We start from the raw sequence: 17,183 nt of genomic DNA on the forward strand, positions 1-17,183 counted from the left end.
AGGCTGGTGGTGTTTTAGCATATGTTGTCGTTCCCTATAATGGTAGTATTGTTGTTTGACTCCCTCTTTCCTCTTTAAAGGATAGAAATGATTACCTGGTTGGAATGTTAAATATAGTAAAAAGAGATGATGCGTTGATGTTTCAGCGTTAAAAATTGTAAGTTCAAAATCTTACTTAAGAAGAAAGCATATTATTGATCTGGGATCCGCTTAAATCGAATTCATATTAAAAGGCAACTTCCTTATTCTTTTTCCCGTTAAATCAAAAATAGCATTACACAACGCCGGTGCAAATGGCGGTAACCCCGGTTCGCCAACGCCGCCGGGTTTTTCTTCATTTTCCATAATGTATACTTCAATGTCGGGTACATCAGGCATGCGTGGCATCAGGTATTGATGGAAGTTGGTTTCAACCGACTTGCCATCGGTAAAATGAGTTTCATGTGTAGTGGCAGCGCCCAGGGCCATTACAATACTGCCTTCCACTTGTTGTTTAATAATATCCGGGTTTACGTACCAGCCACAATCCATTACGGCTATGATCCGGTCGATCTTTAGTTTGCCGTCTGCCTGTTTGGATACTTTTACCGCTTCACCCACCATGCTTTTAAAACATTCGGTGATGGCTATGCCCCAACCGGAATTTTTTTCGCGGGTACGCCAGCCGGTTTTTTCTTCCAGCATTTGAATAAGGGCCTCGGCGCGTTCATCGCGCAGGTGCTGGCGCCGGTAATCGAGTGGATCTGTATTGGCAGCATACGCCAGTTCATCCATAAAACTTTCATAGGCAAAACCATTGGTAGATGAATAGACCGAGCGCCACCACATAACGGGAATGGGCGATTCAGTAGGTACATCGGAAAAACTATAATGCTCGAGCCCATTGATAAATACTTCGGGTAAGCCTTCGGTAGTGCTGCCATTGAAATTGCTTTTATCGGCATGCGGCCATTGGTGGTCCATATTCTGCGCCGCCATTTTAGCCTGAAAAGCAGTGATGCGGCCTTTGTCGTTCAGTCCTGCTTTGCATTCGTATACTGCACCGGGGCGAAAAGGTCCTTGTGTCATATCATCTTCACGCGTCCAGACAACCTGTACCGGGGCTTTTATTTCTTTTGAGATTAGTACTGCTTCCGTAGTATAATCGGTAAAGGCTTTTCTGCCAAACCCACCACCGAGGAAAGTCATATTCACGGTAATATTTTCCATGGGTATTTTGAGGCGTTCTGCCAGATCGCGTTGGATCCAGTCGGGGCCCTGAATAGGACCCCAGACAGTGATGATATCACCCTTTACGTCGGCTACGCAATTCAGTGGTTCCATACAGGCATGTGCTTCGTACGGCGTTTCGTAAACAGCTTCCAGTTTGCTGGCAGCTTTGGCGTAAGTGGCGTCGAAGTTACCACCTGTGCGTTGTGATAGACCGGGTTTCTGCAGGTCTGCTTTCATGCGGTTGTATAGAGTGGCCGTGTCCAGGTGTTCGAACCCGGTAGCATCCCATTCTACTTTCAATACTTTACGGGCTTGCATGGCGGCCCAGGTATTGTCGGCCACAATGGCTACCCCTTCACGTAAGCTATCGAACACTGGCATTTGTACTTTGAAAACATGTTTTACGCCGGGCATGGTTGTCACGGCGCTGTCGTCATAACTTTTAACCTTTCCCAAAAAGTAAGGACATCGTTCCACTACTGAATACAGCATGCCGGGTAGTTTTTTGTCGAGCCCAAATTCAGCCTTGCCGTTTACCTTGGCCGGCGTATCCTGCCGGGGTAATGGTTTTCCGATGACCGTATAATTTTTGCGTTCTTTGAGGGCAACCTGTTTGGGTGGTGTGCCCTTGGCAGCTTCTTCTACCAGCTCGCCATAACCGAGTTTTTTATTGGTAGGGCGGTGGATCACTTCTCCATTCAATGCATAACATGTTTCACGTGGTACACTCCATTTTTTTGCAGCAGCATCGATCAACATTTCGCGGGCAGTAGCGCCGGTTCTCAATAAATGTTTATAGGCGCCGCGTACGGTTGAACTGCCACCTGTGATCTGACTGCCGCCATATTTAGTCTGGTGACCGGGACCAAAGGCGATCGACACCTGGTCGAGCGAAACTTCCAGTTCTTCGGCAATCATTTGCGGAACCGCCTGAAAAGAACCCTGGCCCATTTCGGCGCGGTGGTTGATGATAGAAACCTTTCCGGTTTTGTCGATAGAAATAAATGCATTCAACACGATGCCGAGGTTATCAGCAGTTTCGGCGGTAATAATGGTACTTTCTTCTGCCAGGGCAGGAAAGTAAAATCCTATGGTAAGTGCAGCGCTGGTAAAAGTAGACAGCTTTAAAAATGCACGGCGGTCGATGGAATGTTTGGGTTGCATAACATGGATGGTTAACGATTAAAAACTTTTAGCCGGTTGTTTCATCATGGCCGCTGCCTTGTGAATGGCCTTCCGGATCCGGGGGTAAGTACCGCAGCGACAGATATTTCCCTGCATGGCAAGGTCAATATCATGATCGGTGGGATTGGGATTGCGTTTCAGCAAAGACACGGCCGACATGATCTGCCCGCTTTGGCAATACCCGCATTGCGGCACCTGTTCTGCTATCCATGCCTGTTGTACAGCATGCATGTTATCGGAACTTATTCCTTCAATGGTGGTAATTTTTTGATTGCCTATAGCCGATACCGGCATGGAGCAGGAACGAATGGCATTGCCATTGAGGTGCACCGTGCAGGCGCCGCACTGGCTCATGCCGCATCCATATTTTGTACCGGTCATATTCAACAGATCGCGCAAAAGCCATAGCAACGGCATTTTGGGATCAGCTTCTACGGCCTGTATAGTGCCGTTGATACTGAGTTTGTAGGAAGCCATAATGGAGGTGATTTAGGATAGTATTAAGATACAACAAACCCGATGCGGCTTCCAACAAATTATTCTAATGGTAAAGGAATTATGCCCAACGCCGTTGGTCGAATTTGTATCAAAATATATTTGTCAACTGTTGTAACTTTAATATAGCAGAGTACATAAAATATCTCCCATATGAAAGAAATACAGGCCATTATCCAGGCCTATGAGGTGGCGCAGCAGCAGGGCAAACAAACAGCACTGGCAACAGTAGTACATGTACAGGGTTCTTCTTACCGGCGGCCGGGCGCGCGTATGTTGATTACGCAGGACGGCCAGCTGACCGGAGCCATAAGTGGTGGCTGCCTGGAAGGCGATGCCTTACGCAAGGCCCTGCTGGTGATGGCCCAGCAACAACCCATGCTGGTGACGTACGATACCACCGACGAAGACGACGCTAAATTAGGGGTAGGACTGGGATGCGAAGGCATTATTCATATTGTGATAGAACCCATACAACCGGAGCTGCCCGATAATCCCATTCAGTTATTAAAAACTATCAGCGGCCAGCGGCAGCATGCCGTGCTCGTAATGCTTTTTTCTTTGAACGACCGGCGCGAGGTGCAACCCGGTACCTGTTTATTACAGTTGCCCGGCGAAACCATAACGGCCCGCATGACCAATGAGGCGTTGCAGCAGGCATTGACCACAGACGCCAAAACCGCTTTTATAAACCAGGTGTCGGCCACCAAAACATACATCTCGGAAGGAAAACAATTCACGGCCTTTATTGAATTGGTAAAACCAGCCGTTTCGGTAGTAATCATCGGAGCTGGGAACGATGCCATACCAGTTGCACAAATGGCGCATTTACTCGGCTGGCAGGTAATCGTAGCCGATGGACGGCCTGCTTATGCAACCACCGCCCGGTTCCCAACAGCCAACCAGGTGCTGGTTACCAAACCTGAAAAAGTAGTAGCGCAGGTAGTGCCCGATGCGCAAACCGTGTTTGTGCTGATGACCCATAATTATAATTATGACCTGAAAGTGTTTCGGCAACTGCTCAACCAGCACATACCTTATATAGGCATGTTAGGTCCGCGCAAAAAACTGGTGCGCATGCTCGATGAATTGAAAGGGGAAGGGATAGCGCCTACCGCCGAACAACTGGCATCCGTTTTTGGACCGGTAGGGTTAAACATCGGGGCCGAGAACGCCGAAGAAATTGCATTAGCCATTATAGCAGAAATAAAAGCAGTGACTGCGGGCCGGAACGGGGAATCGCTGCGCAACAGCGCCGATACCATTCACCCGCGGGTGGAGAAGGAAATTGAGGAAGTGAGGGTGGGTTGACAAGTTGATAGGTTGACAAGTTGACAAGTCGACAAGTTGACGAGTTAACAGGTTTTTATCCCGGGAAAACGCTATATAATCCCGGGAAAAAGGTATAAAACCCCGGGAAAACAGCATGAAATCCCGGGATACGAAGCAAAATCCTGGGAAAATATGGTGAAATCCTGGGTGCAAGCAAGCTGAAACCGATTGATTCAAAACACATTATCACTTAATAGCCCTTTTAGGGGGTAGGGGGAATGACCATCTTTCACACCGATATAATAATCCTGGCGGCAGGCGCATCTACCCGGTTGGGCCGCCCCAAACAGTTACTGCCCTGGCAGGGGGTGACGCTGTTACAACATGCGGTGCAAACTGCACGCACGGTAACCACGCAACCCGTGGTGGTTACGGGCGCCAATAGCGAGCATCTGGCGGCGGCGATAGATCCCGGTCAGGTGAAACTGGTTTTTAACGCAAACTGGGAACAGGGGATCGCTTCCTCTATCCGCTGCGGTTTACAGGCTTTATTGAACCGCACGCCCGAACCGGACCAGGTGATCTTTATGGTTTGCGATCAGCCTTTTGTAACGGTAGAATTATTACTCGATCTCATCAATGAACAACAGAAAAGCCACAAACCGATTGTGGCCAGTGCCTATGCCGGTACGCTGGGCATTCCCGCCCTGTTTACCAAATCCCTGTTTTCCCAACTGCTTGATTTACAGGGTGACACTGGGGCCAGACGATTGATTCAGCAATATGGGGAAGAGGTGGCTTCGGTAGCATTTCCGGAAGGAAAGATTGATATCGATACGCCAGGGGAATATCAGGAACTGGTTGAGAGGTTAACACGTTGATAAGGAAGGCCAAAACTTGTCAACCTATGAACTCCATCAACCTGCCAACTGACTAACTTCACGTCCCGATTGTCCCCTTTTTAAGTTAATTTTACTACTTCAACAAGCAGGATAAATGTTAATTGATCAGTTCAACAGAGCGCACGATTATTTACGGATTTCATTGACCGACAATTGTAATTTTCGCTGCTTTTATTGTATGCCTGAGGAAGAGTACGAGTTCACACCCGCTTCCAAACTGATGCAGGCGCATGAGATAGAGGCCATCGCGAAAACATTTGTTGGGCTGGGAGTAAAAAAGATCCGGCTTACTGGTGGCGAACCACTGGTACGGAAGGATGCCGCCGATATCATACTTGCGCTGTCGAAACTGCCGGTTACCTTAACCATGACCACCAATGGTGCCCGCCTGCATGAATTTCTGCCCATATTAAAACAGGCCGGTGTTACTTCACTTAACGTAAGCCTCGATACGTTACAGGCCGATAAATTTCAACTCATCACCCGCCGCGATCAGTTTCAGCGGGTTTACGACAATATACACCTGTTGCTCGAAAACGACATTCGCGCCAAAGTGAATGTGGTGGCAATGAAAGATTTCAACGATCATGAGATCAATGATTTTGTTCGCTGGACGAAAGACACACCTGTGCATGTACGTTTTATCGAGTTCATGCCCTTCCAGGGGAACAGGTGGACGAGCAACAAAGTGCTTACCTGGCAACAGATACTACAAATTGTTGAATCGGAATTTTCATTCCTTCCGCTGAAGGATGAATTGAACGAAACTGCAAAAAAATATATAGTACCGGGGCATGCCGGCACCTTTGCCGTTATCAGCACCATGAGCGCGCCATTCTGTGGCACCTGCAACCGGATGCGCCTGACCGCAGACGGCAAAATGAAAAACTGTCTTTTTTCAAAGGAAGAAACGGACCTGCTTTCGGCATTGCGCAATGGACAGGACATTATTCCTTTGATCCGCCAGAGCGTTCATGCCAAGGCCAAAGAACTGGGCGGACAATTCAGCGCCGATTTTGAACACATCGAGGCCAGCGCTATTCAGAACCGCAGCATGATCACCATCGGAGGTTAATATCACCAACATGATTTCTGTAACAGAAGCAAAAAATATGATCCGCGCCAATGCCACGCCATTGACGCCCGTTACCATTCCATTACAACAAGCCGCGGGCCGGGTACTGGCAGCCGATGTTTTTGCCGTCACCGATATTCCGGCTTTTGATCAATCGGCCATGGACGGCTATGCCCTGTCGTTTGCCGGTTTTGAATTGCACACAACGCTGACGATCCATGGTGAAGTGCCTGCCGGTGCGCCGGAGTTGTCGCTGTTGCAGCCCAACCAGGCCATGCGCATTTTTACCGGGGCGCCAACACCCACCGGTGCCGATACCGTGGTGATGCAGGAAAAAGTGCAGGTGAACAATAATCAACTGTATATTCTCGACGATCAGTTGAAAGCAGGGAATAATGTTAGAATAAAAGGTTCCGAAATAAAAGCCGGCGAACTGGTTTTACCGAAAGGACAAAAACTAACGCCGGCGGCTGTGGGTTTTCTGGCCACCACCGGTGTGGCGGAAGTAACCGTTTACCCAACCCCGGTAATGAGTATAATTGTTACCGGCAATGAATTGCAGCAACCAGGTAAAACCCTGCAGTATGGACAGGTATACGAATGTAATTCCTTTCAATTGCGTGCCGCCTTGCAGTCATTGCAAATAGAAGAGGTGCCGTTATTTGAAGCCAAGGATGATCCACAGGTAGTAAAGGATACCTTGCAATATGCATTGGACAACAGCGATGTGGTGTTATTAACCGGTGGGGTAAGCGTAGGCAATTATGATTTTGTGCCAGAAGCCGCTGCCGCCTGTGGCGTAACCACCCTGTTCCATAAATTAAAACAACGACCGGGTAAACCTTTGTTTGTAGGCAGAAAAGGAAACAAATGGGTGTTTGGTTTGCCGGGTAATCCCTCTTCGGTGCTTACCTGTTTTTATGAGTATGTAATAACCGCCCTGGAGGAGTTGATGCAAATACCGCCTGTTTTGAAAACCATACAGGTACCGTTATCAAAGACCTATTCCAAAAATGCACTGCTTACTTTTTTCTTAAAAGGTTATTACGATGGACAAACCGTAGTACCGTTGGATTCACAGGAATCGTATCGCCTGCGATCTTTTGCCATGGCCAATTGCCTGGTGTGTTTGCCTGAGGAAAAAATGGAATTCCCTGAAGGAGAATTGGTAGTCGTTCATTTATTACCAGAGTAAAGTAAATTTGTACTATAAATTATTTTTATGCCGGTTCAGGTTATTGTGTTTGGACAGCTAACAGATATTCTGGGACATCAGCCAGTAACGATGGAAGATGCGCCTGATACCAACACGTTGATCAGGCGATTGAATCAACGCTACCCGGCACTGGTAAATGCACCTTATATCATTGCGGTTGATAAGAAGATCGTAACCGGGAATACAACGTTAACCGGGGGAAATGCGGTTGCTTTGTTGCCACCGTTTGCGGGAGGATGATAGAAGGGCAGAGGGCAAAAGGCAGAGGGCAAAGAAGGGTTTTCGAATTTCACGAATTAAACTTTCAAGTATGGCTACCGAACATAAGATCAGGAATATCTTTACTACGGGACCGATATCGGCTTCCTTTATTGCCGATAGCATTCAAAAGCACGATACAAAAACAAATATTGGAGGGCATAGTATTTTCCTGGGGCAGGTACGGGCCGATGTGATCGATGGTAATAAAGTAGCGGCGATAGAATATACGGCTTATGAAGAAATGGCCCTGGAAAAAATGCATCAGATCCGCGAAGCAATCTTTGCCAAATATCCGCTCGTTTGTATGCATGTGCACCATAGTTTGGGTAAAATTGCAGCCGGTGAGATCTGTTTGTTTGTGTTTACCTCTTCAGCCCATCGCAGGGAAGCGATCGATGCCTGTACCGAAACGGTGGAAAGAATAAAAGCAGAATTGCCAATTTGGGGGAAGGAGATCTTTGAGAATGAATCTTATCAATGGAAAGAGAATAGATAGCACATGAACAATATTACCAATAAAGTCTCCAGTTTACGACAGGCAACTGCAACAGCAATAGTAAAAGTATCCAAACAGGAAACCATCGATGCCATTCAGCAACGCAAAGTGCCCAAGGGCGATGTATTTGAATTCAGTCGCGCTGCCGGTTTGCTGGCGATAAAAAAAACAAGTGATGTTATTCCCGATTGTCACCCGCTGCCTGTGGAGTTTGCCGCAATAAGCCATGCCATTGACGGCCTGAACATCATTGTAACCGTAGAGGTGCATACCATTTATAAAACCGGGGTAGAAGTGGAAGCCATGCATGGCGCCTCCATAACAGCGCTTACCATGTACGATATGCTGAAACCCCTGGATAAAGGAATTGAGATCAGCACCATCAGGCTTGAAAATAAAAAAGGCGGCAAATCGGATTTCAAAGATAATTATTCCAAAGACCTGCGTTGTGCAGTGGTCGTTTGCAGCGACAGCATTGCAGCCGGTGCTAAAGAAGACCGCGCCGGAAAAGTGATCCTGCAAAAATTAAAACAGTTTAATCTCAATGCCGGTATTTACATGATCATTCCCGATGAAGCGGCTGTTATTCAGGCGAAAGTAAAACAGCTGGTAGGTGAAGGATATAACCTGGTGCTGTTTACCGGCGGCACAGGACTTTCTCCACGCGATGTAACACCCGAAGCCATTACTCCCTTGCTCGATCGTCCCATTCCCGGTATTATGGAAGCTGCCCGTCAATATGGACAACAACGCACGCCCTACGCCATGTTATCGCGTGGTGTGGCCGGGTTTATTCAGAACACATTGGTGATTACGCTGCCCGGTTCTACCAAGGGAACTGAAGAAAGCATGGATGCCCTGTTCCCATATATCTTCCATATTTTTCGTGTTGCAGAAGGCATGAGACACGATGGATAAGTTGACACTGTTGTAGAAAAAAAGCTACACTTTTACCCTCTATGTAATATTGGTAACGGTTAACACGGTTGCATACGTGGTACAGTATTTTGATGCTTAATGCAATTCTTCAATACTATCCACTTTAAAACCTTAAGTTATGCACAGCAACCGTGATAAATTAATGAGCGCAGCCTCCGGCCAGAGGCTGGCATCCGTTGTAGGAGGAATCATGTTAATAGGCAGTGCATTGAACAAAAATTCTTCCAGACGATTTTTAAAAGCTGCCGTTGGCTGTTACCTCACGTTTAAAGGAGTGGCCGGAAGGCGTACCATGGGTGAAATGTACCGTTCTTTTGAAAAAGTGGCCGCTGGCCGTACACTCAATATCAGGGTGTCGATGGTCATTAATAAACCCCGGGAGGAAGTATTTGCCATGTGGAGAAACCTGAGCAACCTGCCTTTGTTCATGAAACACCTGCAACAGGTAGATGAGCAGGATGAATTGTATTCGAACTGGACGATGGTGCTTCCGGGTAAAATAGGGACCATGCAATGGCATGCAGAGATCGTGAAAGAACGCTATGGTGAAATGATCGCCTGGCAAAGCCTCCCCGGTTCATCAATAGATAATGCAGGTAAAATAGGTTTTCGTGACTCGCTGGGTGGACGAGGTACTACTGTCGATGTAGTTTTCACGTATCATGCGCCGTTAGGAAGAGCAGGCGAACAGATAGCCCGGTTATTTACCCCGGTAACCAAACGACTGATAGAAGAAGAAATAAAAGGGTTCAAGGACTTTGTAGAAACCCACGAAACGATTCTGATCCCCCGATAAACGAAATTAAAATGTGAAAATGGAACGGCTGTTCTATTTTCACATTTTCCCCTTAATTAGGTACGTATTGTTTAAGATGTACCGAATCTTCAAAAAAGGACGTAAGTACCAATATATCTTCAGGACCACATAAGGTCATCTCATTCACATCAAATACCGGTGCAATTACTTCAGGTGGTGCTGCAACCGGCAGCATGTTGTGCAGGTTTTCCAACAGCTTCTTTTCACTCAGTGCCCCGGTAGCCGTTGACTGTTCCTGTTGCGGCCAGATGTTCTCATATACTTCTTCCTCATATGTTTTACCAGATAAGAACAGAATAGGGATCAGTTTATTCACCTCCCGTATTTTGCCCGCCAGTAAAAGATTCGAATCGGCTGATCTGTTATTATCAAGTAATACCAGGTCGGGGTTTTTATCAGCGTAATATTGCCATGCTTCCGACGTATTCATACAATACCACACGCGGTAACCAGCCGTCTGTAACACCCGTTTTACAAAAAGGCCCAACACCAGGTCATCCTCTGCCAGTAATATAGTAACAGGTTTCATAAAGAGTATTAATGACTTTTTCGAACATTAATTGTGTTTACTAACAAATTTTTTAAAAACAGGTTTCACGGCCATGCCGGAAACCTGTAGTAATAGGGGTTATTTAACATTACTATAAGAGATGTCCTGAAAAAAGGTAACTAATCCTTCCATGTTAACCTGCAATACAATAGTTTTATTATTGTTGGTCATTTCTACAAAGTAATTGTCTTCATCTTCAAATGCATTGCCATATAATTCCATATCGGTATCATTGAATTCATTATCGTCGAACAGGATCACTTGTTGGGGTGTATACCCTTTGAAATGTTTTTCAATGTCTTTTTGGACACCTACAGGAAGATCATTGTAGCTGGCGGCCGAAGTAGTGCCAATGAGGGCATTCTTTTCATCATAAAAGGCATTCATCTCTTTTCCATTCAATGTAAAGGAAGCCTCTTCAAAGGTGCCGCGCTTCCAGCTTATATTTTCAGCTTTGGGAAAATCGACCATAAACTGCTGTACAGTCATATAGTTGGGCGTAGTGAGCATTTTCTCTCTTTTGATCAACCTGTTTTCTTCACGTTGCGCTTTGCTTGTTTTATGTAGAATAAACCCGGCAGGTTGATTATATACATATTCATCCTGTGCAAATGCGCCTGTAGCGGTAAATACCAGCAGGCTGCCGACAATAATTACGTTTTTCATACAAAATTTTTTAGCGTCAATGTTGTTATTTAGCGAATATAAGACGGCAGTAATGGGAGAGGTTTGCTGTAGAAAGGTGCGATTAACGGGGCAATAACTGATGTTAATGAAAGGCACAAAAAAAACGCGTAACACCATATATGTTACGCGTTGTATTCAAATTTTAAAATTCTTACAGATGCGATAAGTGCGGCATCAGGTGTTTCCGCATAGCATTGGGATATGCTTCTGCATTGTTATCATATAATATTTTAACCAGGTCGCCATGGGTTACCGAACCAACGGAAGTATGATCGAGCTTTGATTCATATTCCACTACGTATTCAAATACCGGCATCAGGATGTCCTGAAAACGTTTCAATGTTTCATTACCGGCCATATCATACAGTGTGGAATGAAAATCAACTTCGCAACGAATGCGTTCAATTTGGGTAGTGGCTTTTTGTTCGCGTTCAACAATGACGTCCAGTCTTTTCAGTTGCTCCTCCGTTTTGCGGCGAAACAACAGATCACCCAACCCAACTTCCAGCACTAACCGCAGTTCGAATAACTGTTTGCGCACATGTTCATCCAATATAGTGGGGTGTATGATCAGTTCCAACCCTTTCATTACATCGGGCTGGGTAAGTATCATACCTCTTTTCTTACGAGATTCAATCATGCCAAGCATGCGCAGACGGCTAAGCGCTTCCCGCACAACGTTTCTGCTTACACCCAGTGCCTGGGCTATTTCCGTTTCTTTCGGAATGGGGTCGCCCGGTTTAATGGAGCGTTTAATGATGTACTCGCGGAGGTGGTTCTCCACCTGGTCGGCCATCGTGGTATAAGCGATAGGTTTGAGTTTAAACAGGTCTTTTTCAATGCTCATATGTTCAAAAATAATAAAAAATTAGCGGAATATGTAATACTTAATGGTGGATTGGTTATTTAATATTAAAACCGGTTACCCCCATTTACACAATCGATTGCGTATAGGGATGGCCATACAGCCTGTTAAGCTGCCTGACGGGTTAAATATCCTTAAGTGGTTCGAAGTGATGTTGGTTGTATAAGATATTGAAATGATGCACGTTAAACCTTAATCGCATGGGAAGGAATCTCCCTGTTCCAGGCCCCTGCTATATGCAGAAAACAGGCCACAAAGTTATCGTGGCCAATTTGTAGCCCAAATTTATTTGGTTTAAATAGTAATAGTTCTATATTTGTTATATGTAGAACATATCTACGTATTGAATTGCAAAACTAACGTCAAGCCATTTATGAAAAAGATTACCTGGTTACTTATTGGTTGCTGGTTAATGATTAGTGCCACTGTATTTGGGCAGTCGAATCCCCTGGTGTCGGGAACTGTCAAAACTGTCTCCGCCGAAAAATTATCAAACGTTACTGTTACTGTAAAAGGATCTAACCGGGCTGTTGTTACCGATAACAATGGTCATTTCGAGATCAGGGTAAATTCATTGAAGGACACCCTGGTATTCTCCTATATAGGTACGCAGCCGAAAGAAGTGGCCATAAACGGCCAAACGGTTGTGAATACTTCCCTGGATGCCGGGGCTACCTCCCTCAGTGATGTAGTGGTGGTTGGTTACATGACGCAAACAAGGAACAAAACAGCCGCTGCGGTATCTAAACTGGCGGCTGAAGAAATGGTCAATACCCCTAATCCAAACCCCGTACAGGCCCTTCAGGGAAAACTGGCCGGGGTGTCTGTGCCTATTGTGAACGGGCAACCCGGTTCAGGCGCCAATAACATCCTCATCCGTGGTGGTACCAAACTAAATTCCTATGGCACGGGCGTGGGATCCAGTGGTGGTAGTGCCAACAGCAATGTCGATGTATCAGATCCATTGGTAGTGATCGACGGCGTGTTCCGCTCAATGAGCGATATCAATCCCGATGATATTGAAACTTTCCAGGTAATGAAAGATGCCGCTTCCACTGCCGCCTATGGCGCCCGTGGCGCAAATGGCGTAATTGTCATAAAAACAAGATCGGGCAAGTTTGGCTCAAAGCCGGTTGTCACCTTTAACTATCGCCACAACTGGGAAACCATGATGCGCGATTATGACTATTTAAGCGCCAAAGATTACCTCACCCTGGCCCGTACCACCGTTAAAAACACATTCGATGCGTTGCCAAAAGACGCCCTGCTGAACAATGGTAATTTCTCGGCCGGTACAAAGGTTTTTACTGCAAAAGGGGAATATAGTAATTCCATCAACTTAACCGCTTTATACGATAATATTGTTGCTGTGGAAGGACAGGATTATGTAGACAATCTGTTGAGCAAGGGCTGGCAGGTAATGGATGATCCTATTAACCCTGGTACCCGGTTATTGTATGCCGACAATAATTATCAGGATATGCTGTGGAATACCGGCCAGACCGATAACTATAATGCCAGTGTGAATGGTGGCACTGAGAGTGCCAATTATAACGTATCACTGGGCTATATAAACCAGGGTGGTATTTTTGTGGGTACCAATTACAAACGGTACAATGTCCTGGGAAATTTTGGTTTCAAAGTCTCCAAAAATTTTAAACTGGAGGCTTCCATGAATTACCAGAACGTGGTTCCCAATTATGTAGAGTCTTATACCAACGACCTGGTGCGGGCTACGCGTATCACCCCCCTGATCCGCACCTTCCGGGATGATGGTACGCCCACGTTTGGTGAAGTAACCACTACCCGCAACCGTTTTCACACCCTCAAATACGACGATACCCGGGTAAATACAGAACGCATCATCTCCCGGTTGGCCAGTGATATTACCATTGCAAAAGGTTTGCACTACAGACCGGCTGTCTCTTATGTATTGGAAGACTACCGGTATAGTTTATTCAGAAAAGCATATCCCGGTTCGGTGCAGCTGTCAACCACCCGGCAGAAATATGAGAACACTGCTAATATGCGTCAGCTGATGGTTGACCAGATCTTACAATACGATCATTCCTTCGGCAATCATAACCTGAGTGTACTGGCGGGATTCAACTATACCCGTGTACGACGCGATACGGTAAGGATAGGGTCGCAACGGGCCACCAACGATTATGTATATACCATAGAAGAACCGACCACTACCAGCATAAACGGGCAAACCGTAACAAACGTAACTGATCTGAGAACCAGTATACTGGATCAACGTTCGGCCAGTTACTTTGGTCAGTTCAGTTATGACTATGATAACAGGTATCTTTTAGGCGGCTCACTTCGTTACGATGGCTTCTCCTATTTTGCCCCCGGCAAAAAATATGCAATGTTTCCTTCTTTATCAGCAGGCTGGAACGTGCATAATGAATCCTTCTGGAACAGTAAATATGTAAGCGCATTAAAGCTGAGGGCGAGTTGGGGCGGCGCCGGTTTAAACGACCTCGATGTAACGGACACCTATGGCAGCTATTTAGGCACTACTTATGGCCAAAGTTCCGGTATAGTACGCGATAACCTCGCCAACCCCATGCTGGTGTGGGAAACAACCCAAACCACTGACCTGGCTATTGATGCCGGTTTCCTGCAAAACAGGATCATGCTGACGGTAGATTATTATAACAAGTTGACCAAAAACAGGCTTGCCTCAAAACCGCTGCCTTATGAAGGGCCCTTTACTGCTATAAAATACAACAACGGAACATTGCGAAACAGGGGGGTAGAAGTAGAGTTATCAGCCACTGTTTTAAAATATCAGGCATTCACCTGGAAAACCAATTTCTCCTTTGCATTTAATAGAACAATAGTAGTTGATCTGCCAAACAATGGACGGGCTAAAAACCGCCAGAATGGTGGTACCATTTATGATCCTGCATCAAAAGGTGAAATTGAAGTAGGCGGTATTGCCGAAGGGGAGCGGCCGTACAGCCTGTATGCATTCAAGGTAGATGGCGTTTTTTCAACGGACGCAGAAGCAGCTGCCTGGGGTAAAAAAGATATGATGGCTTCTCCTGATGGCCAAAAAACTGGCAAACATGCCGGTGATTACATTTGGGCTGATCTCAATGGTGATAACGTCATCGACACCCGCGACATGGTATTCATGGGCTACCGGGCACCCGACAAGATTGGCGGTATGCAAAATACCTTCACTTACAAAAGCCTCACTTTACGTTTTGCCATGGATTATGCACTGGGGCATGTGATAAGCAATGGCGCTTTGGCCCGTTCGTTAGGTCAGGGCCGGGCATACAATGAAGGTGCTCCCGCTGAGGCGCTGGGCAATGACATCTGGAAACAATCAGGTGATGTAGGCAAGAAATACGCCCGCTTTTCTTTTGCTGATTACGATTTTGGACAACGCAATTACATCCGTCAGGTTACCTCGGTGGGTACCAATAACTCCTACGGCGTTGATGTAAGCACCATGTTCGAAAAAGGCGACTTCCTGGCCTTCCGTGAAATATACCTGGGTTACGAATTTCCAAAAGAGCTGGTGAAGAAAACGCGCCTCAGTGGGATAAATGTTTTCGGCAGCATTTATAATATAGGTTATCTCACCAAATACAAAGGGGTAAATCCGGAAACATACAGTGGGTTCGATGCGATCGGTTACCCGCGTCCACGTCAGTTTTCACTCGGCGCCACTGCACGGTTTTAGTACAACCTATTGATAACGATTGTAATTACAAAATATGAACAAATTATTGCTGACCATTATAGGCTGCTCCCTGTTGTTGTTGACAACCAGCTGTGATAAATTGCTCGAATCTAAATCAGAATCAGTTATTACTGAAGCGGACTACTTTCAAAGTGAAAATGATTTTGAACCGTATGTTACGGGGATCTATATGTTTATTCGGGGATCGGCCAGAACCGGCCCTCAAAACATCACTGGTATAGCCAATAACATTACCTACGGTACCGAACGCAGTGAAGAGCTGGTATCTGCGCTAAACGCCCGGTTTTCACAGGCATGGACGCAGAACATCACGCCAACAACAGGTGCATTCGATTACGCTACCTGGTACAAAGCCATTGGCAACTGTAATTTACTGTTGTCAAAGATCGAAAATTTCAAGTTTACCAATGAGGCTACCAAAAAACGAGTGGTAGCAGAAGCCTGTTGTTTGCGCGCTTATTTTTATTTCAGCCTCATCCGCATCATTGGCGATGCCCCGTTGATGCTGGAAAGTATCAGCAGTGAAAATGTGCCCCAGTTACCCCGTTCACCGGCAAAAGAAGTAATGACACAGATCATTGCCGATCTGGACCAGGCTATTTCGCAATTCCCCGACAAAACGATTACCAGTAAATACCGGTTCTCTTATCCGGCCGCGCAGGCATTAAAAGCCGATGCCAAATTATGGAGTGCCAAAGTACTGGAAGGCGGATCGGCCGATTTCAATGACGCCATCACTGCATTGGCAGAAGTGGAGAAAGCAGGTCTTACCCTGCGTAATGATTTTGGCCAGATAACAACCACACGCGCCAATTCAGAAGTGCTGCTGTCTGCTTATTTCAACCGCGATGAAAGTTTCGCTAACTATGGCCTCAATGCCCTGCCTTATCAAACCGGTATTACAGGCGCTTCCAATATCGACAGCATTCCGTTTTGCGTCACTACTACCAACGGGCAGGGTGCTTACCAGATCAGCCCTAAATCAAAAGCGCTGTTTGCCAGTGGTGACAAACGCATTCCATACACCTGGATCACCGAGCGCCAGGGAACTACCTTAAAGATCTCCTGGATCACCAAACTGCCCGGTAACAAATATTTCGATGACCGCGTATCTGATAATGATGTGATCGTTTACCGCCTGGCTGAGATCTATTTGATGGAAGCCGAAGCCTATGCCGGTATCAGCAATACCACAAAAGCGATCGAGTACCTGAATAAGACCCGTAACCGCGCCGGCATTGGTGACTATACCGGTGGTACCGATAAATTAAGCGTGGAAAAAGAGATCCTGAATGAGCGTGGCCGTGAGTTTTTCTTCGAGAACAAGCGCTGGTTCGACCTGGTTCGTTTTCACAAAGGTGGTACCATCGATGTATATACCTATGTACCCAACCTGGTTGGAAAAACAACGCCTTTGTTCTGGCCACTGGCCGCCAATGTACTGGCTAATAATGGTCAGTTAAGACAAACAGATGGATATTAAT

At 46.2% G+C, this 17,183-nt stretch carries 15 protein-coding genes; 10 read left to right on the forward strand and 5 right to left on the reverse strand.

The features are described from left to right. Window positions 1-210 precede the first annotated feature (210 nt). Window positions 211-2,376, reverse strand: a complete 2,166-nt coding sequence (locus tag BMX95_RS21475; RefSeq protein WP_081200465.1) for a xanthine dehydrogenase family protein molybdopterin-binding subunit — start codon at window positions 2,374-2,376, stop codon at window positions 211-213. An 18-nt stretch (window positions 2,377-2,394) separates the two neighbouring features. Continuing rightward, window positions 2,395-2,874 carry a (2Fe-2S)-binding protein gene (locus tag BMX95_RS21480; RefSeq protein ID WP_081200466.1) on the reverse strand — a complete coding sequence of 160 codons (480 nt, stop codon included), beginning with the start codon at window positions 2,872-2,874 and terminating at the stop codon, window positions 2,395-2,397. A gap of 171 nt (window positions 2,875-3,045) precedes the next feature. On the opposite strand from BMX95_RS21480, the gene BMX95_RS21485 reads away from it, so the two are divergent. The 8 genes from BMX95_RS21485 (at window position 3,046) to BMX95_RS21520 (ending at window position 9,849) form a co-directional block, all read left to right on the forward strand. Further along, window positions 3,046-4,203: an XdhC family protein gene (locus BMX95_RS21485; protein WP_081200467.1), complete on the forward strand. Its 1,158-nt coding sequence runs from the start codon at window positions 3,046-3,048 to the stop codon at window positions 4,201-4,203. Between the two features lie 239 nt (window positions 4,204-4,442). Next, on the forward strand, window positions 4,443-5,045 hold the full coding sequence (locus BMX95_RS21490) for a nucleotidyltransferase family protein (RefSeq protein ID WP_081200468.1): 603 nt from the start codon (window positions 4,443-4,445) through the stop codon (window positions 5,043-5,045). 115 nt (window positions 5,046-5,160) lie between these two features. After that, window positions 5,161-6,141 carry a GTP 3',8-cyclase MoaA gene (gene moaA, locus BMX95_RS21495; protein ID WP_081200469.1) on the forward strand — a complete coding sequence of 327 codons (981 nt, stop codon included), beginning with the start codon at window positions 5,161-5,163 and terminating at the stop codon, window positions 6,139-6,141. Between the two features lie 10 nt (window positions 6,142-6,151). Further along, window positions 6,152-7,336: a molybdopterin molybdotransferase MoeA gene (locus BMX95_RS21500; RefSeq protein ID WP_081200470.1), complete on the forward strand. Its 1,185-nt coding sequence runs from the start codon at window positions 6,152-6,154 to the stop codon at window positions 7,334-7,336. A gap of 27 nt (window positions 7,337-7,363) precedes the next feature. Beyond that, entirely contained in the window at window positions 7,364-7,597 is a 234-nt protein-coding gene (locus BMX95_RS21505) for a MoaD/ThiS family protein (protein ID WP_081200471.1), read from the forward strand. Window positions 7,598-7,667: 70 nt separating this feature from the next. Next, window positions 7,668-8,114, forward strand: coding sequence for a molybdenum cofactor biosynthesis protein MoaE (locus tag BMX95_RS21510; RefSeq protein ID WP_081200472.1), 447 nt, complete (start codon window positions 7,668-7,670; stop codon window positions 8,112-8,114). A gap of 3 nt (window positions 8,115-8,117) precedes the next feature. Next, complete coding sequence (moaCB, locus tag BMX95_RS21515) at window positions 8,118-9,032, forward strand: bifunctional molybdenum cofactor biosynthesis protein MoaC/MoaB (RefSeq protein ID WP_081200473.1); 915 nt, start codon at window positions 8,118-8,120, stop codon at window positions 9,030-9,032. A 139-nt stretch (window positions 9,033-9,171) separates the two neighbouring features. Next, a complete protein-coding gene (locus BMX95_RS21520; RefSeq protein ID WP_081200474.1) occupies window positions 9,172-9,849 on the forward strand; it encodes an SRPBCC family protein in 678 nt (225 codons plus the stop codon). A gap of 52 nt (window positions 9,850-9,901) precedes the next feature. Here BMX95_RS21520 and BMX95_RS21525 read toward each other — a convergent pair whose 3' ends face one another. The 3 genes from BMX95_RS21525 to BMX95_RS21535 all read right to left on the reverse strand — a co-directional run bounded on the left by BMX95_RS21525 (window position 9,902) and on the right by BMX95_RS21535 (window position 11,954). Next, the gene (locus BMX95_RS21525) at window positions 9,902-10,399 is read right to left on the reverse strand and encodes a response regulator transcription factor (RefSeq protein ID WP_081200475.1); all 498 of its coding nucleotides are present in this window, start codon (window positions 10,397-10,399) and stop codon (window positions 9,902-9,904) included. 99 nt (window positions 10,400-10,498) lie between these two features. After that, window positions 10,499-11,086 (reverse strand): hypothetical protein, encoded by a 588-nt coding sequence (locus BMX95_RS21530; protein WP_133053909.1) that lies wholly within the window; start codon window positions 11,084-11,086, stop codon window positions 10,499-10,501. Window positions 11,087-11,258: 172 nt separating this feature from the next. Then, window positions 11,259-11,954, reverse strand: coding sequence for a FadR/GntR family transcriptional regulator (locus tag BMX95_RS21535; RefSeq protein ID WP_081200477.1), 696 nt, complete (start codon window positions 11,952-11,954; stop codon window positions 11,259-11,261). Between the two features lie 391 nt (window positions 11,955-12,345). On the opposite strand from BMX95_RS21535, the gene BMX95_RS21540 reads away from it, so the two are divergent. Together BMX95_RS21540 and BMX95_RS21545 are read left to right on the forward strand one after the other, a co-directional pair. Then, window positions 12,346-15,678 carry a SusC/RagA family TonB-linked outer membrane protein gene (locus BMX95_RS21540; protein WP_081200478.1) on the forward strand — a complete coding sequence of 1,111 codons (3,333 nt, stop codon included), beginning with the start codon at window positions 12,346-12,348 and terminating at the stop codon, window positions 15,676-15,678. Window positions 15,679-15,712: 34 nt separating this feature from the next. Next, complete coding sequence (locus BMX95_RS21545) at window positions 15,713-17,182, forward strand: RagB/SusD family nutrient uptake outer membrane protein (RefSeq protein ID WP_081200479.1); 1,470 nt, start codon at window positions 15,713-15,715, stop codon at window positions 17,180-17,182. Window position 17,183 lies beyond the last annotated feature (1 nt).

Source organism: Niastella yeongjuensis (assembly GCF_900110245.1).
GTDB classification, from domain to species: domain Bacteria; phylum Bacteroidota; class Bacteroidia; order Chitinophagales; family Chitinophagaceae; genus Niastella; species Niastella yeongjuensis.

Coding starts and splice junctions, on each gene's coding strand:
- BMX95_RS21500 (WP_081200470.1), top strand. CDS start 6,152: ATGATTTCTGTAACAGAAGCAAAAAATATGATCCGCGCCAATGCCACG.
- BMX95_RS21485 (WP_081200467.1), top strand. CDS start 3,046: ATGAAAGAAATACAGGCCATTATCCAGGCCTATGAGGTGGCGCAGCAG.
- BMX95_RS21535 (WP_081200477.1), bottom strand. CDS start 11,954: ATGAGCATTGAAAAAGACCTGTTTAAACTCAAACCTATCGCTTATACC.
- moaA (WP_081200469.1), top strand. CDS start 5,161: ATGTTAATTGATCAGTTCAACAGAGCGCACGATTATTTACGGATTTCA.
- BMX95_RS21540 (WP_081200478.1), top strand. CDS start 12,346: ATGAAAAAGATTACCTGGTTACTTATTGGTTGCTGGTTAATGATTAGT.
- BMX95_RS21545 (WP_081200479.1), top strand. CDS start 15,713: ATGAACAAATTATTGCTGACCATTATAGGCTGCTCCCTGTTGTTGTTG.
- BMX95_RS21525 (WP_081200475.1), bottom strand. CDS start 10,399: ATGAAACCTGTTACTATATTACTGGCAGAGGATGACCTGGTGTTGGGC.
- BMX95_RS21530 (WP_133053909.1), bottom strand. CDS start 11,086: ATGAAAAACGTAATTATTGTCGGCAGCCTGCTGGTATTTACCGCTACA.
- BMX95_RS21505 (WP_081200471.1), top strand. CDS start 7,364: ATGCCGGTTCAGGTTATTGTGTTTGGACAGCTAACAGATATTCTGGGA.
- BMX95_RS21490 (WP_081200468.1), top strand. CDS start 4,443: ATGACCATCTTTCACACCGATATAATAATCCTGGCGGCAGGCGCATCT.
- BMX95_RS21520 (WP_081200474.1), top strand. CDS start 9,172: ATGCACAGCAACCGTGATAAATTAATGAGCGCAGCCTCCGGCCAGAGG.
- BMX95_RS21510 (WP_081200472.1), top strand. CDS start 7,668: ATGGCTACCGAACATAAGATCAGGAATATCTTTACTACGGGACCGATA.
- moaCB (WP_081200473.1), top strand. CDS start 8,118: ATGAACAATATTACCAATAAAGTCTCCAGTTTACGACAGGCAACTGCA.
- BMX95_RS21480 (WP_081200466.1), bottom strand. CDS start 2,874: ATGGCTTCCTACAAACTCAGTATCAACGGCACTATACAGGCCGTAGAA.
- BMX95_RS21475 (WP_081200465.1), bottom strand. CDS start 2,376: ATGCAACCCAAACATTCCATCGACCGCCGTGCATTTTTAAAGCTGTCT.